This is a genomic window from Rhodococcus sp. NJ-530 (assembly GCF_003860625.1).
In the GTDB taxonomy this organism is placed as follows: domain Bacteria; phylum Actinomycetota; class Actinomycetes; order Mycobacteriales; family Mycobacteriaceae; genus Rhodococcus_F; species Rhodococcus_F qingshengii.
Genome location: NZ_CP034152.1, coordinates 2,253,329 through 2,267,095 on the forward strand (window position 1 = coordinate 2,253,329; position 13,767 = coordinate 2,267,095).

A 13,767-nucleotide genomic window follows, 5' to 3' on the forward strand; every position below is an offset into this window, starting at 1 on the left:
TTTCCTGTAGTGGGGACTACCGGAAAGGCGCACGGGGCCGGAGGCCCTACTTCAGTTCTGCGAGAACCGTTCCCTGCGTGATTGCTGCACCCGGCTCGACGGACAGTCCGGTGACGACACCGGCCTTGTGCGCGTTGACGGGGTTTTCCATCTTCATGGCTTCGAGAACGGCGATCAGATCGCCTTCTGCGACTTCCTGGCCTTCGGTCACTGCAACCTTGACGACGGTGCCCTGCATCGGAGCCGTGACAGCGTCACCCGATGCTGCACCTCCGCCGGCGCCGCCGCGCTTGCGCGCCTTCGGCTTCTTGCGGATCGCACCGGAGGCAGCGCCGCCGCCGTTGCCGAGCGAGAACTGGCCCGGGAGGGAAACCTCGACGCGACGTCCACCGACCTCGACGACGACGTTCTGACGCGGCAGAGCCTCGTCCTCGTCGTCTACGGGAGCACCGGCGCCTGCGTACGGCTCGATGGGGTTGACCCAGTCGGTTTCGATCCACTTGGTGTAGATGTCGAACTTCTCGCCGTCACCGATGAACGCCGGGTTCTCGACGATGTGGCGGTGGAACGGGAGAACGGTCGCGAGGCCGTCGATCTCGAACTCGGCCAGAGCGCGCGATGCCCGCTGGAGGGCTTCTTCGCGGGTGGCGCCGGTGACGATGAGCTTGGCGAGCATGGAGTCGAATTGTCCGCCGATGACGTCGCCGGCAACGACACCGGAATCGACGCGAACGCCGGGGCCCGTGGGCTCACGGTAGACGGAGACCGGGCCGGGGGCAGGCATGAAGCCGCGGCCGGCGTCTTCGCCGTTGATGCGGAACTCGAAGGAGTGTCCACGCGGGGTGGGATCTTCCTTGATGGAGAGTTCTTCGCCGTTGGCGATGAGGAACTGCTGACGCACGAGGTCGATGCCCGCGGTCTCTTCCGTGACGGGGTGCTCGACCTGCAGGCGGGTGTTGACCTCGAGGAAGGAGATGGTGTCGCCCTGAACCAGGTACTCGACCGTTCCGGCGCCGTAGTAGCCGGCTTCCTTGCAGATGGCCTTGGCGGATGCGTGGATGCGTGCGCGCTGGTCGTCCGTCAGGAAGGGAGCGGGAGCCTCTTCGACGAGCTTCTGGAAGCGACGCTGCAGCGAGCAGTCGCGGGTACCGGCGACGACGACGTTGCCGTGCTGGTCGGCGATGACCTGAGCCTCGACGTGGCGGGCCTTGTCCAGGTACTGCTCGACGAAGCACTCGCCGCGACCGAAGGCTGCGATGGCCTCACGGGTGGCCGACTCGAACAGCTCGGGGATTTCCTCGATGGTCTGGGCGACCTTCATGCCGCGTCCACCGCCACCGAAGGCAGCCTTGATCGCAACCGGGACGCCGTATTCCTTGGCGAATGCGACGACCTCGTCGGCGCCCTTGACGGGATCCTTGGTGCCTGCTGCCATCGGCGCCTTCGCGCGTTCTGCGATATGGCGTGCCGTGACCTTGTCGCCGAGGTCGCGGATGGACTGCGGTGACGGACCGATCCAGATGAGGTTCGCGTCGATGACGGCCTGGGCGAAGTCGGCGTTCTCGGAGAGGAAACCGTAGCCGGGGTGGATGGCGTCGGCGCCGGACTTCTTGGCTGCGTCGAGGATCTTGTCGAACACGAGGTAGGACTCGGCGGACGTCTGTCCACCGAGGGCAAATGCCTCGTCTGCGAGCTTCACGAACTGCGCGTCTGCATCGGGCTCGGCGTAAACGGCAACGCTGCCGTAGCCGGCATCCTTGGCCGCCCGGATGACCCGTACCGCGATTTCACCGCGGTTCGCGACAAGCACCTTCGTAATGTGCGCGCTGGCATGACTGGGCACTGAGCCTCCTGTGGTTCGCATAGTCTGTCTCCGCGGTGTATTCCTCTGGGATTTCACCATCGGGGGATTGGCATCACTTCGGAGTGTATGCATCGCTTCGGCGCTGGTTGTAACCGGATCGCTAAAGCCCACTCCGGCTTAGGAAACGGTTTCGAAAACTACCGATGAGTAGCTGTCGGAGGTGGCGGCGTCCGGTTCGGTGACGATTTCTTCGATGGTCCGGCGCAGTGCGGCCACGTAGGCGTGAACCGCGGCGTTCGCCGTCTCGTTGCCTGGGTACCTGACCGCGAGGTTGAGTCCCTGGGGTGTGCGGTTGATCCAGATGTAGACGTCGTGCGTATATGCCTTGCTTCGAAGTGCTCTGGCGTTCCATTCGGGCCATTGTGCGGCTTCGGGCACGAAGCGAACGTCCATGTAGGACACGACGAATCGCGGTCGGATCGGGGTTTCGAGGTGCTCACCGATCCGATCGAACGGGACAGCTGCGGCAGGCTTGACCGAAGCGATGGATTCGGCGGCGCGTGTCGCGAGGTCGCCGAACGAACAGTCCGATCCAACGGCGAACTCGACCGGGCACAGTCCGACGAACCAGCCGAGCGCGCCCGCCCACTCCTGAGCGCTGCGGGTGTGAACTGGCGTCACGACCTCGAATCGATCGGATCCCGCGACTTCGCGACCTACAGCGGCAAGTCCGCCGAGAAGTCCGGCGAAGTACCCCACGCCGGTGGCTGCACACGTCGAACTGAAGGCCTTGGACTGGTCGGCGTCGAGCAGCCAGGTCGACAGGCCGTTCTGAGAATCGGTTCCACGGTCTCCGATCGGTAGCGGGAACTGGGGTAGACCGTCCGTGCCGAGAGCCTTTCGCCAGATCTCGACCGCAGCCTTCTCGGCTTCCATGTCGGCCATCTGCTCGCGTTCGACGGCACCGAAATCGACGTAGCTGCCCACCGGAAACAGATTTGCAGCACTACCGGTCGAGGCCTCGCGGTAGAGAGCTGCGATCTCGTGAGCGACCAGCACGATCGAGAACCCGTCGATGATCGAGTGGTCCGCCGCGAAGAACACGGTGAACGGACCGTCGCCACCGCGGGGCGTCAACGTCGCGAAGACGTACGACGGCCAACTGTGCGGGGACGCGTAATCGTCGAACAGGCGGTGAAGGTGGTCGAAGTTGTCCTGGCTGGACGCGTCGTAGCCGTGGCTGACGACCCCGATGTCGATTCCGCCGAGCGGGACCGTGTGCCGGGTGATCTCGCCGCTCGAGGGCTCGAGGACGGTATGCGAGCGCAGAACTTCGTGACGGTCGATCCACCGGCCGAGAGCGACTCGGAACGCATCGACGTCGAGCGGGCCGGAAATCTCGAAAGCTGTTCCCAGCCAAGACTTGTCGCCTGCGCCTGCAGCGGAACGGTTGAGATGTGCCTCGTGAATGTAGGAGACGGGCCGCGGATCCGGAACCCAGGGCCCGGTTGCGCACGGCAACCATTCGACGAGTGCGCCGGCCGGAATCGCATAGTCGGCCAGTTCGGTGAACTCCATGTTTTCAGCCCCGCAAGTGCCGCTTGATGCGCGCGAGCATGGCCGACATTCCGCGCAGACGGAGCGGGCTCACGGCTTCTGCGAGACCGAGCGCCGAATAGAAGTCGTCGGGTACACCGAGGATCTCGTCGGCGCTGTGGCCGTCGAGCCCCTGCGCGAGGATCGATGCGAAACCACGCGTCGTGGGAGCCTCGGGGGGAGCGCTGAAGTACAGACGGACGTTGTCGCGATCCGAATCGTCGACCGAGAGGAAGAGCGGCGACTGACATTCGGGGACCGGCTCCATCGCGCTCTGCTCGAGCTCCGCCGGCAACGGCGGCAGCTCTCGGCTGAACTCGAGAAGAAGGGTGAGCTTGTCCGAGGCGCCGACGGCCGCGAAGTCGTCGACGATCTCGGCCAGAGCCGAAGGAAGAGCGCTCATGACGCCGATACAGAGGACGGAACGGCGCCGGGCTCTTCGCCCTGGACGATCGGGACGCGCACGGCATTGCCCCACTCGGTCCATGAACCGTCGTAGTTACGAACGTTCGGGTAGCCGAGAAGATGAGTCAACACGAACCAGGTGTGACTGGAACGCTCACCGATGCGGCAGTACGCGACGATGTTGTCGTCGGCCGACAGGTCGCCGTAGATCTCGCCGAGTTCGGTACGGGTGCGGAAGCGGCTGTCCGGTGCCGCTGCCTTCGCCCACGGGATGCTGAGCGCGCTGGGAATGTGTCCACCACGCAACGCACCCTCTTCGGGGTAGTCGGGCATGTGGGTGCGCTCGCCGGTGTACTCCTGCGGAGATCGCACGTCGATGAGCGGCCCGTCGCCCAAGTGCGCGAGAACGTCGTCCTTGAATGCGCGAATGGGAGCGTCGTTGCGCTCGACGACCGGGTAATCCGTTGACGTGATGTCGGGAACGTCGAAAGCGGTGTCGCGGTTCTCGGCGATCCACGCATCGCGGCCACCGTCGAGAAGACGGACGTCCTCGTGGCCGAAAAGAGTGAAGACCCACAGTGCGTAGGCCGCCCACCAGTTGCTCTTGTCGCCGTAGATGACCACGGTGTCGTCGCGGCCGATGCCCTTGCGGTTCATCAACTCTGCGAACTTCGCACCGTCGATGTAGTCGCGGGTGACCGGATCGTTGAGGTCGAGATGCCAGTCGATCTTCACGGCTCCGGGGATGTGGCCGACGTCGTACAACAACACGTCTTCGTCGGATTCGACAACCTTGAGGCCCGGCGCACCGAGATTCGCCGAGAGCCATTCCGTCGAGACCAACCGGTCGGGATGCGCGAACTCGGCAAACGCGGTTGAGGGATCGGGGGCAACGGGCACGGGCGTACTCCTGAAGACGAATCGTTCGGTTCGAACACGGACTTGATCGATTCTATGCGCTGTGCGCAAGGTGAGACGCCCGGACGCAGGTTCTGCCTGCTCGTGCCCGTTGCCGACCCTAAATCCTCGGTGTTCCTGCTCCGACGCTCGAATCTCTCAATTGTTCGGTGACACTTCCGATCGGCGTCACGCCCCGGGCGCAGACTTCTCTCAGAATCCGGTCGAGTTCGGTGAGGAAATTCACCATGGTGTCGTTTGCCGTCTCGGTATCGGGAAAGCGTGAACGCAGCGAGAGACCACGGTTCGTTCGCGAAATCCAGAACTGGGCATCGTCGGCGACCGTCACATTGCTGATGTGATGGGCGTTGAGGAGATCATGATCGTCTGTGCCGGGTAGTTTGCGGTAATCGATGTACGACACCATGAAGACGTCGGTGCGCGTGCGTCGAATCTTGTCGCCCAAAGCATCTCGAACCTGGGCCATGGTGACGCCCTCGAGCGTCAACGCAACTCGGAACGACGCGTGCGTATGTGCAAGGGATGCACCGAAATCCGCGTCGGGAGTGATCTGGACCGTGATCGGCGCGCTGGTGGTGAGCCAGCCGATCGCGTCGGCCCACCGCGGATCTTTGCGAATGTGAAGCGGAAATTGCAGCGGAAGCGTCGACTGGCCGGTGTACGAGTGGACGGAAAGTCCCATCGCAGTGAGGATTCCGGTGAACACGCTACCGCCGGCGGATAGGCAGATCTCGTCGAACGTCGCAGTCAATTCCTCGTCGAGCAGCACGCGCACATCGGCGCCCTGCGGCGCGGGCTTTCCGCCCTCGACGCCGAGATCCAAGGGGAAACTCGGTGATGTGCCACCGCAGATCTCGTAGAACCTTGCCCACTCTCGGATTCGAGGGTCGTTGTCGACGGGAAGCAGAGCGTCTGCCTCCAGTTCGCAGTACCGCACGAAACTTCCCGGGTCACCCAGTCGGCTCATCACTGCGTCGACGGCCTCGTGGTCGGTCAGGTCGGGTAGGGCGATCAGTCCCTCGTAGATCTGTCGCAGTTCCCCGAGAGCGATGACCAACGAGTAGCCGTCGACGAGTGTGTGATCGAACGCGCTCAGGACCGTGTAATGCTCTTCGCGTTCGACCGTGGCAAACGTGTATGCAGGGAAGGTCAGTGGATCGCATACCGTCGTGAATCGCTTCTTGAGATGCGCTCGGAGGTCTTCGGTCGAATCGAATTTCAGAGGTTCCGAAGTCTCGATGTGTGTGCCGTCTGGATCGAGTCCCATTCGGGTGGTGGTGAACTCGCCCACCTCGAATCCTGTGTGCAGAGTGTCATGGCGACTGATGAACAGGCGCAGCGCGAGATCGAGTGCAGGCCGATTCAGTTCTCCGGGAAGGTCGAATGCGGCTGCCATCCACACACTCCGGCCCATGCCGTGTGTTCGCGCAGTCTCGAGGTGAAAATGCTGGTTGTACGACGGTGGTACTTCCGACTCGGTGACGGCGCCGTCCGCGGGCTGAAGCGACCATTCGGTGACGATTCCGGGGTCGAGTCCGTATCGATCGATCGAGGTGACATGCATCAGGCCACTCCCTCTGGTGCCACGAACGAGTAGTCGCCTTGAGCTGCAACAGTTTTGATGATCTTCGAGACATGCTCGGCGAAGCGGGTGGCCGATTCGTGGGCAATGGGGGTGTCGGGGTGAGACACGGCGATCCAGGTTCCGGTGTGCATCCGGTTGATCCACATCGACGCGATTTGAGTCTCTTTGCCGCCGACGATTCCCGTTGCCTTCGTCTCGGCGTAACTGTATGGATCCGGCATGCGTCGGCCGTCGATGTACGAGACGATCGGCGGCGGGGTGAGCGTCTTCGACAGTCCGCCGGGTGGGGAATCCGACTCGGCCAAGCTCGACAGAACCAGATCGATGACCTGCTGCACAGAGACATCGAGGAGTGCCTTGCCGTCGTGGTACCCCTGCTGCCCGAGCTTTGCCAACTCGGTGAAGCGTCGCTTGTCGTCGACGTCGATGCCGACCGGGATCAGGTTGATGTACCAGCCCTGTGCAAACGAGTCGGCCTCGGTTCGTGTGCTGACCGGCGAGAGGGCGATGTACTTGTCGCGCCCGGCCAGTTCGAATTCCGCAATCGCGAGCGCGGTGAACATTCCGCCGATGAAGTTGGCGCCGTTGGCTTTACAAACCGCACCGAACTTCTCGCACTCGATGTCGTCGGCCAGGTCGAAGCGTGAACCGATAGCCGGTTTGGGCGCGTCTTCGGCCCCGAGCGGGAGCGGAAATCCGGGGAACGAGCCGCCGCTGCGCATGAGGTAACCGAGCCACTGGTGCACTTCGGGTGACTGCATCGTCAGTTCGGTTGTCCGTGCGCGCTCGACGCGACCGAACTGTGCGTAACTTCCGGCCGGCCCGAGCTCGGGATGCGATCCGGTCGTTTCCGCGGCGTAGAGCTGACGCAATTCTGCGTACATCAGCACCATCGAGTTCATGTCCGAATGGGCGTGGTCGACTGCATGGAACAGGGTGAAGCTCGGATCGGCTTCGAGGTCGGCATGGTGGTGCTCGACGGCGCCGAAAACGAATGCCGGCCACTGCAGCGCGCTGGTTTCGGTGGCGAACTTGGTCGCGACGAGTGCGCGGATCGCCTCGGATTCGGAGACGTCGTCGCCGACGCGGTACTCGAGTTCGATGCTTTCGACCGGCACCACGTGTCGACGGACCTCGAACGAGGTGTCCGCAGCGTCGGTGGTTGCTTCGTCGAACGAGAACCAGCTGTGCAGCGTGTCGTGGCGACGGATGTAGCGCTGAAGGGCTCGCGTCATGGCGTCGCGGTCCAGTGTTCCTGCGAAATCGAAGGCGATACCGATCCACGGAGACTGCGGATCGCCCTTCTCTGCGGTGACGCGGGCGCGTCGCAGGTGGCGATCCTGCATCGTGGTCGGGGGTAGTTCTCGGTCGATCTCGGCTTCGGCGGCTCGTTGAGCGGAAGCATGCGTGACGCCCCATTCGATTACCCGCCCAGGAAGCGGGTGCCAATGGGTGATCAAGTTCAGATCCATCGAGTAGAACTCCTGCGTGTGTCGTCGAGAAGCCTGCTCTGAAAATGGGCAGACGACGAACTATCCCATCTGGGGGACTGAATTGTCCGAAATACTACAATCTAAACAAGAACAGGTTCTAGAAGCGTTGTGTTCGATTAGGATCATTCGGTGCTTCCGGACCCTTTAGGTGACGCTGTCGGCGCCGACCACAAGGGCGGGCGGCGAGCTGGTTCTCTGACGCCCTGGCTCGGGTTGGCGACGAGTCTGGCGGCGGCATTCATGCAATTGCTCGACGCGACCATCGTCAACGTCGCGCTTCCGAGTATCGCCGTCGATCTTCAAGCAGGCGTATCGGCGCAGTTGCTCATGGTCAGCGTGTACATCCTGGCTTTCGCGTGTTCGTTGATCACTGCAGCGCGGCTGGGGGACCTGTTCGGCCGTAGAGTTGTTTTTCTGACCGCCTTGTCCGTATTCGTGGTTGCCTCGTTGCTGTGCGGGCTCGCGCAGAGCGCGACGATGTTGATCGTCTTCCGGGGTCTGCAAGGATTGGCGGCCGGTTCGATGTCCGCCCAGACGTTCGCCATCATCTCGGGTCTGTTTCCGAAGGCCAGGCATCCGCGAGTCTTCGGGATCTACGGTGCGACCATCGGGCTCGCAACGGTCAGCGGGCCTCTGATCGGCGGGCTGCTGATCGAGTGGAATCTGTTCGACTGGGGCTGGCGCCTGATCTTCTTCGTCAACATCCCGATCGGCATCGCCGCCTTGATTCTCGGATATTTCCATCTCGTCGATGCTCGCGCTGAGCATGTGCGCTCACTGGACCTCATCGGCGCCGCACTGTCATCACTGGCGCTGTTCCTGCTGATCCTTCCCCTGGCCGAGGGAAGGGCGCGCGGATGGCCCACAGGTCTTGTCGTAATGCTCGCGATGTCGGCGCCGGTGGCAGTGGCGTTTGTGCTCTACGAATCGCGTTTGGCGAAACGAGGCGGCGATCCGGTCCTTCGTCTCGAGCTTTTCCGCGACCGAGCCTTCACAATCGGCGCGGTTCTTGCGTTCGTTTTCTTCGGAACTCTGACTTCCTTGATCTTCACCATCAGTCTCACCCTTCAGTTCGGCTTCGGGTTCTCCGCATTGCGAGCGGGCGTCATGACGCTGCCGTGGGCCGTCGGAATGGGCGTGGCGGCGGTTCTCTCATCGGCGGTGTACCGGATGCTCGGAAACCGTGTTCTGATCCTGGGGATGGTCGTCTTTGCCGGCTCGCTGATCGCGCTGTCGATCATCCTCGAACGCGAAGGAACCGATCCACGCTGGCTCGCGCTCGCCGGTCCGCTGCTTCTCGGGGGCGCAGGTCTCGGACTGTTCGTGGCACCACTGCAAACCGCGATCCTTGCGACGGTCGAACCCGCGCACGCGGGTTCGGTGTCGGGACTGCTTCCTACCGTTCAGCAGGTTGGCAGCTCCATCGGACTGGCCTTGATCGGAGTGGTGTTCTTCTCGCTCGTCGCGGGGCAAGCTCCGCAAGCAGTGCAGGGGGAGCGGCCCGAGTACGTTGCGAACCTTGAAGCTGCCGGCGTTGGTCCCGGCCTGATCGACATCGCCGAAAAGGCCTTTGTCGATTGCGCAACAAGCCAATTGGCATCCGGAACACCGATGGAGGTGGCGCCGGAATGTCGCCGGGACGGCTCCGCCGGTGCCGGGGGTCAATCCGTTCAGGTGGCAGTTGATGCCGCGTACGCATCGACTCGCGCGGCGGCCGGCGAAGCATTTCTCCAAGCGCAGCGCCGTGTGCTCGCGATCATCGCAGCAATTGCGCTCGGTATCGGATTGGCGTCGACTGCTCTGCCGCGGGTCAATTCGCCGGTCTGAAAATTGCCCTTGACTCGAACGGGTGTTCGAGTACCCTGTATGCAGGGGATCGGGGGATTCAATGAGTGTCTTGTTGTCGGATGTGGTGTCTGGTTCTGCGGTGGGGTTACGTGGACGTCTGTGGCAGTTGTCGGCTGCTGAGTTACGTGCGGCTGCGGTGTCGGCGAGCGCGGAGATTCTTCGTCTCGAGGCTGTGCGGGTGGCTGTGGTCGACGAACTCTCGTTGCGGCCGGATGATCAGGTGATCGCCAGTCGCGGGGTGGGGTCCTGGTTGGCGGCTAACACGATGTTGCAGGTTCGGGACGGGAAGAAGATCGCCGCGTTGGGTGCGCCTTTGCGGCCGTTTCCGGCGGTGGCGGCTCGGTTCGATGGCGGGGATTGCTCCTTCGATCATGCCGTGTTGATCGTGGCGTTCTGTGAATCACCACCGAAGGGGATGCCGGAGGACGCGCTACCGAAGTGCATCGATTTGTTGCTCGCTGCTGCGTCGGGTGTGGAGGCGACGACGACGAAAGTGCGGAACGTGATCGCGACCTTGGAGCGGTTGTTCGAATCGGATGAGATCCCGCCCGCTGAAGATGTCGATCTCAATGAGTTGCGGATCGCGTCGACGCTCAATGGTCGGGTGGTGGTGCGTGGGGATTTCGATGCCCTCACCGGGGAAATGTTGCTGTCGGCGTTGTCGAATCTGACGATGCCGACCCCGGCACCGGACGGGACTCCCGATGCTCGGTCGGCGGCGAAGCGGACTGCGGATGGGTTCACCGAACTGATCCGGCGTTATCTCGATTGCGCCAAGACTGGTACCGATGGTGGTCAGCGTCCGCATGTGAACGTGCACATCAATGCTCGTGATTTGGCTGAGCATCGGGATTGTGCCGCACAGTCTTCGGATTCGGGTGATGACGGCTCACTGGAGCTGTCCGATCTTGATGTCGGGCACATGCCCTGGCTCGGGCCACTCTCGGTCTCGCAGACCCGACTCCTCGGGTGTGATTGTTTCCTCTCCACCGTCCTGCTCGACGATCACGGCGCGCCGCTCGATGCGAAACCAGGGAAGAGGTTGGTCACCGCCGAACAACGAGTGGCGTTGATTGCCCGAGACAGAGGCTGTGCGTTCCCGGGTTGCACATGTGTACCGGCGTGGACCGATGCGCACCATATCCGGCACTGGGCGAACGGCGGCCCGACGGTGATGAACAACCTGGTCCTGCTGTGCCGTTCGCACCACCGGTTGATGCACCGGAAATCAGGGTTCGTCGGGAAGTGGGCGATTCGGATCGGTGTCGACAACAAACCGTGGTTCATTCCGCCGCCCTCGATCGACCCGCAGCAGCAACCGAGGCCGGCGAACACCACCTTCAAAACCTGAAAGGTCAAACCTTTTCGGTGACAACAAAAACGACCAGCTTCGCATCGGCATGGACCCGATGCGGGGCTGGTCAGTGGTGCTTGGAGAAAACGTGCTTGGAGAAAACGTGCTTGGAGAAAACGCGTCAGAAGATGCTCTGCGTGCGCCAGAGATCCGAGACGGAAACCCCGACACGCTCGAGAAGTGTTCGTACCAAAGGTAATCCGATACCGATAACACTCGAGGGATCACCCTCGATCCTCTCCACGAACCAGCCGCCGAGACTGTCGAGCGTGAATGCTCCGGCGACTTGGAGCGGCTCGCCCGTTGCCAGGTATGCCTCGAGATCCTCGGTGGACGGTTGCGCGAAATGAACCACTGTTGCGCTGTGATCCGAGGCCATGCGGACGATGCGGCCGTCGGCGACGCGTAGGACACAGTGCCCGGTCAAGAGAGTGGCGCTGCGTCCGGCCATTGCGGCCCATCGCTTTCGGGCGATCTCGACGCTGCCCGGCTTGCCTTGAAGTTGCCCGTCGATCAGGAGCATCGAATCGCACCCGACAACGACTACGTCGGTGAGATTGTCGGCGGCGAGGCCGGGGACGATTTCGGCGGCCTTGGCCTCCGCCAGCACCGTCACGACTTTTTCGGGGGCGGCGTCGGGTCCGAGGTTGTCGGCGATCTTGTCCTCGTCGACGCCGGAGACACGCACAAGCGGCGAAACCCCGGCCGCCCGCAGAACTGCGAGGCGAGCCGGGGACGCTGAAGCTAGAACCAGTTGAGTCACGTCAGCAGAGTGATCGTCAGCTGCGACGGATCGCGGGGTTCAGGTACGCGTACGGCGAGAACGGCGCACGCGTGCGGTGGAACTGAGTCGGATCGCCCCAGGTCTCCGCGGGAACGTTCGACTCGGGAGCTTGACCGCTGCCGGCAGCCGCAGCAAGCACGCTGACCAGTGCCGCGATCTCGACGTCCGTGGGCGAACCCTTGACGATCTTGATGACCGACGCGTCGGAGGTCGACGTCTCGGTCAGCTCCGTGAGCGAAGCATCCGTCGCGGTTCCCTCGACGACCGCACCGTTGGTCGGTGCGGTCTCCGCCAGTGCGACATCTTCGCTGAGAATGTCCTCGGTGGTTGCGGTCATAGGGGAATGTTCCCATGCTTCTTGGGCGGAAGGGAAACGGCCTTGCGCTCTAGCAGTCGCAATGCGGAAACGATTTGTCCGCGGGTGTGCGACGGAGGAATGACAGCGTCGACGTATCCGCGCTCAGCGGCGACGTACGGGTTGACGAGTGTGTCCTCGTACTCGTTCTGCAGCTTGAGGCGCAGTGCATCGACGTCTTCGCCGTTCTTCGCGGCTTCGAGAAGCTGCTTGCGGTAGACGAATCCGACTGCTCCGGATGCACCCATGACGGCGATCTGAGCGGTCGGCCATGCCAGGTTCACATCGGCGCCCATGTGCTTGGAGCCCATGACGTCGTACGCTCCGCCGTAAGCCTTGCGGGTGATGACCGTGATCTTGCCGACCGTTGCCTCGCCGTACGCGTAGAGGAGCTTCGCGCCGCGACGGATGATGCCGTTGTATTCCTGCTCGGTTCCGGGGAGGAAACCGGGAACGTCGACGAGGGTGATGATCGGGACGTTGAACGCGTCGCAGGTACGCACGAAGCGAGCGGCCTTCTCCGAGGCGTCGATGTCGAGGCAGCCCGCGAACTGGGTGGGCTGGTTGGCGACGATGCCGACCGAGCGTCCGTCGACGCGACCGAAACCGACGATGATGTTCATCGCGCGCTCGGCCTGGACCTCGAGGAACTCGTCGTCGTCGAGGATGCGACGGATGACCTCGTGCATGTCGTACGGCTGGTTGGCCGAGTCCGGGATGAGGGTGTCGAGTTCGATGTCCTCGGCGGTCAGGCTGTCTTCGATCGAACCGACGATGGGGTCGGTGATCTCGCCGCGGGGAGCCGCTGCCTGGTTGTTGGACGGCAGGTAGCTGAGCAGGTCCTTGACGTAGTCGAGTGCGTCCTGCTCGCCGGAAGCGACGTAGTGGGCGACGCCGGACTTGACCATGTGGGTGCGAGCACCGCCGAGGTCTTCCATCGTGACGTCTTCACCGGTGACCGTCTTGATGACGTCGGGGCCGGTGACGAACATCTGGGAAGTCTCGTCGACCATCACGACGAAGTCGGTCAGTGCGGGGGAGTACACGTGGCCGCCGGCGGCGGGTCCCATGATCAGTGAGATCTGGGGGATGACACCCGAGGCCTGGACGTTGCGGTGGAAGATCTCGCCGTAGAGGCCGAGCGAGACGACGCCTTCCTGAATGCGCGCGCCTGCACCTTCGTTGATGCCGACGAGGGGCCGTCCGGTGCGGATCGCGAGGTCCATGACCTTGACGATCTTCTCACCGTAGATTTCGCCGAGCGATCCGCCGAAAACGGTGGCGTCCTGTGAGAAGACACAGACGTCGCGGCCGTCGATGGTGCCGTAACCGGTGACGACGCCGTCGCCGACCGGGCGGTTGTCAGCGAGACCGAAGTTCACACTTCGGTGCCGTGCCAGTGCGTCGAGTTCGACGAAGGAGCCCTCGTCGAGGAGGGCGGTGATGCGCTCGCGGGCGGTCAGCTTGCCTTTGGCGTGCACCTTGTCGATGGCGGCTTCGCCGCTCGGTGCCTGCGCCTGGGCTTGGCGATTCCGCAGGTCCGCGAGCTTTCCCGCGGTCGTGTGGATATCGGGTGCGGCCGCCGCCTCCGGCGCGTTCGGCTCTTGGACAGTGGTCATGGACGT

The 13,767-nt window shown here is 63.1% G+C and carries 11 protein-coding genes; 2 read left to right on the forward strand and 9 right to left on the reverse strand.

Features of this window, described 5'->3' with window-relative positions; translation table 11 throughout:
- Positions 1-46: 46 nt before the first annotated feature.
- From EHW12_RS10495 to EHW12_RS10520, 6 genes are all read right to left on the reverse strand, one after another.
- Positions 47-1,843: an acetyl/propionyl/methylcrotonyl-CoA carboxylase subunit alpha gene (locus tag EHW12_RS10495; RefSeq protein ID WP_030535031.1), complete on the reverse strand. Its 1,797-nt coding sequence runs from the start codon at positions 1,841-1,843 to the stop codon at positions 47-49.
- A gap of 138 nt (positions 1,844-1,981) precedes the next feature.
- Positions 1,982-3,382 (reverse strand): condensation domain-containing protein, encoded by a 1,401-nt coding sequence (locus EHW12_RS10500; RefSeq protein ID WP_003940858.1) that lies wholly within the window; start codon positions 3,380-3,382, stop codon positions 1,982-1,984.
- A 4-nt stretch (positions 3,383-3,386) separates the two neighbouring features.
- Positions 3,387-3,803 (reverse strand): SufE family protein, encoded by a 417-nt coding sequence (locus EHW12_RS10505; RefSeq protein ID WP_003940804.1) that lies wholly within the window; start codon positions 3,801-3,803, stop codon positions 3,387-3,389.
- A complete protein-coding gene (locus EHW12_RS10510) occupies positions 3,800-4,705 on the reverse strand; it encodes a sulfurtransferase (protein WP_003940962.1) in 906 nt (301 codons plus the stop codon). Before EHW12_RS10510 ends, EHW12_RS10505 begins: the two co-directional genes overlap by 4 nt.
- A gap of 118 nt (positions 4,706-4,823) precedes the next feature.
- Positions 4,824-6,287, reverse strand: a complete 1,464-nt coding sequence (locus EHW12_RS10515; protein ID WP_050654892.1) for a condensation domain-containing protein — start codon at positions 6,285-6,287, stop codon at positions 4,824-4,826.
- Positions 6,287-7,780: a condensation domain-containing protein gene (locus EHW12_RS10520; protein ID WP_125050586.1), complete on the reverse strand. Its 1,494-nt coding sequence runs from the start codon at positions 7,778-7,780 to the stop codon at positions 6,287-6,289. The genes EHW12_RS10515 and EHW12_RS10520 overlap by 1 nt, the downstream gene beginning before the upstream one ends.
- A gap of 150 nt (positions 7,781-7,930) precedes the next feature.
- Here EHW12_RS10520 and EHW12_RS10525 point away from each other — a divergent pair, with 150 nt between their 5' ends.
- Entirely contained in the window at positions 7,931-9,628 is a 1,698-nt protein-coding gene (locus EHW12_RS10525; protein ID WP_003940674.1) for an MFS transporter, read from the forward strand.
- A gap of 61 nt (positions 9,629-9,689) precedes the next feature.
- Complete coding sequence (locus EHW12_RS10530; protein ID WP_125050588.1) at positions 9,690-11,000, forward strand: HNH endonuclease signature motif containing protein; 1,311 nt, start codon at positions 9,690-9,692, stop codon at positions 10,998-11,000.
- Between the two features lie 124 nt (positions 11,001-11,124).
- On the opposite strand, the gene EHW12_RS10535 is transcribed toward EHW12_RS10530, so the two are convergent.
- The 3 genes from EHW12_RS10535 to EHW12_RS10545 are packed head-to-tail and all read right to left on the reverse strand — an operon-like array spanning position 11,125 to position 13,761.
- Positions 11,125-11,766 (reverse strand): nucleoside triphosphate pyrophosphatase, encoded by a 642-nt coding sequence (locus EHW12_RS10535; protein ID WP_047271716.1) that lies wholly within the window; start codon positions 11,764-11,766, stop codon positions 11,125-11,127.
- A 16-nt stretch (positions 11,767-11,782) separates the two neighbouring features.
- Positions 11,783-12,124: an acyl-CoA carboxylase epsilon subunit gene (locus tag EHW12_RS10540; protein WP_007731147.1), complete on the reverse strand. Its 342-nt coding sequence runs from the start codon at positions 12,122-12,124 to the stop codon at positions 11,783-11,785.
- On the reverse strand, positions 12,121-13,761 hold the full coding sequence (locus tag EHW12_RS10545; protein ID WP_003940853.1) for an acyl-CoA carboxylase subunit beta: 1,641 nt from the start codon (positions 13,759-13,761) through the stop codon (positions 12,121-12,123). The genes EHW12_RS10540 and EHW12_RS10545 overlap by 4 nt, the downstream gene beginning before the upstream one ends.
- Positions 13,762-13,767: the final 6 nt, after the last annotated feature.

Excerpts from the sequence above, each read along its gene's own strand:
- EHW12_RS10505 (WP_003940804.1), bottom strand. The coding sequence starts at position 3,803 with ATGAGCGCTCTTCCTTCGGCTCTGGCCGAGATCGTCGACGACTTCGCG.
- EHW12_RS10520 (WP_125050586.1), bottom strand. The coding sequence starts at position 7,780 with ATGGATCTGAACTTGATCACCCATTGGCACCCGCTTCCTGGGCGGGTA.
- EHW12_RS10545 (WP_003940853.1), bottom strand. The coding sequence starts at position 13,761 with ATGACCACTGTCCAAGAGCCGAACGCGCCGGAGGCGGCGGCCGCACCC.
- EHW12_RS10515 (WP_050654892.1), bottom strand. The coding sequence starts at position 6,287 with ATGCATGTCACCTCGATCGATCGATACGGACTCGACCCCGGAATCGTC.
- EHW12_RS10530 (WP_125050588.1), top strand. The coding sequence starts at position 9,690 with ATGAGTGTCTTGTTGTCGGATGTGGTGTCTGGTTCTGCGGTGGGGTTA.
- EHW12_RS10540 (WP_007731147.1), bottom strand. The coding sequence starts at position 12,124 with ATGACCGCAACCACCGAGGACATTCTCAGCGAAGATGTCGCACTGGCG.
- EHW12_RS10500 (WP_003940858.1), bottom strand. The coding sequence starts at position 3,382 with ATGGAGTTCACCGAACTGGCCGACTATGCGATTCCGGCCGGCGCACTC.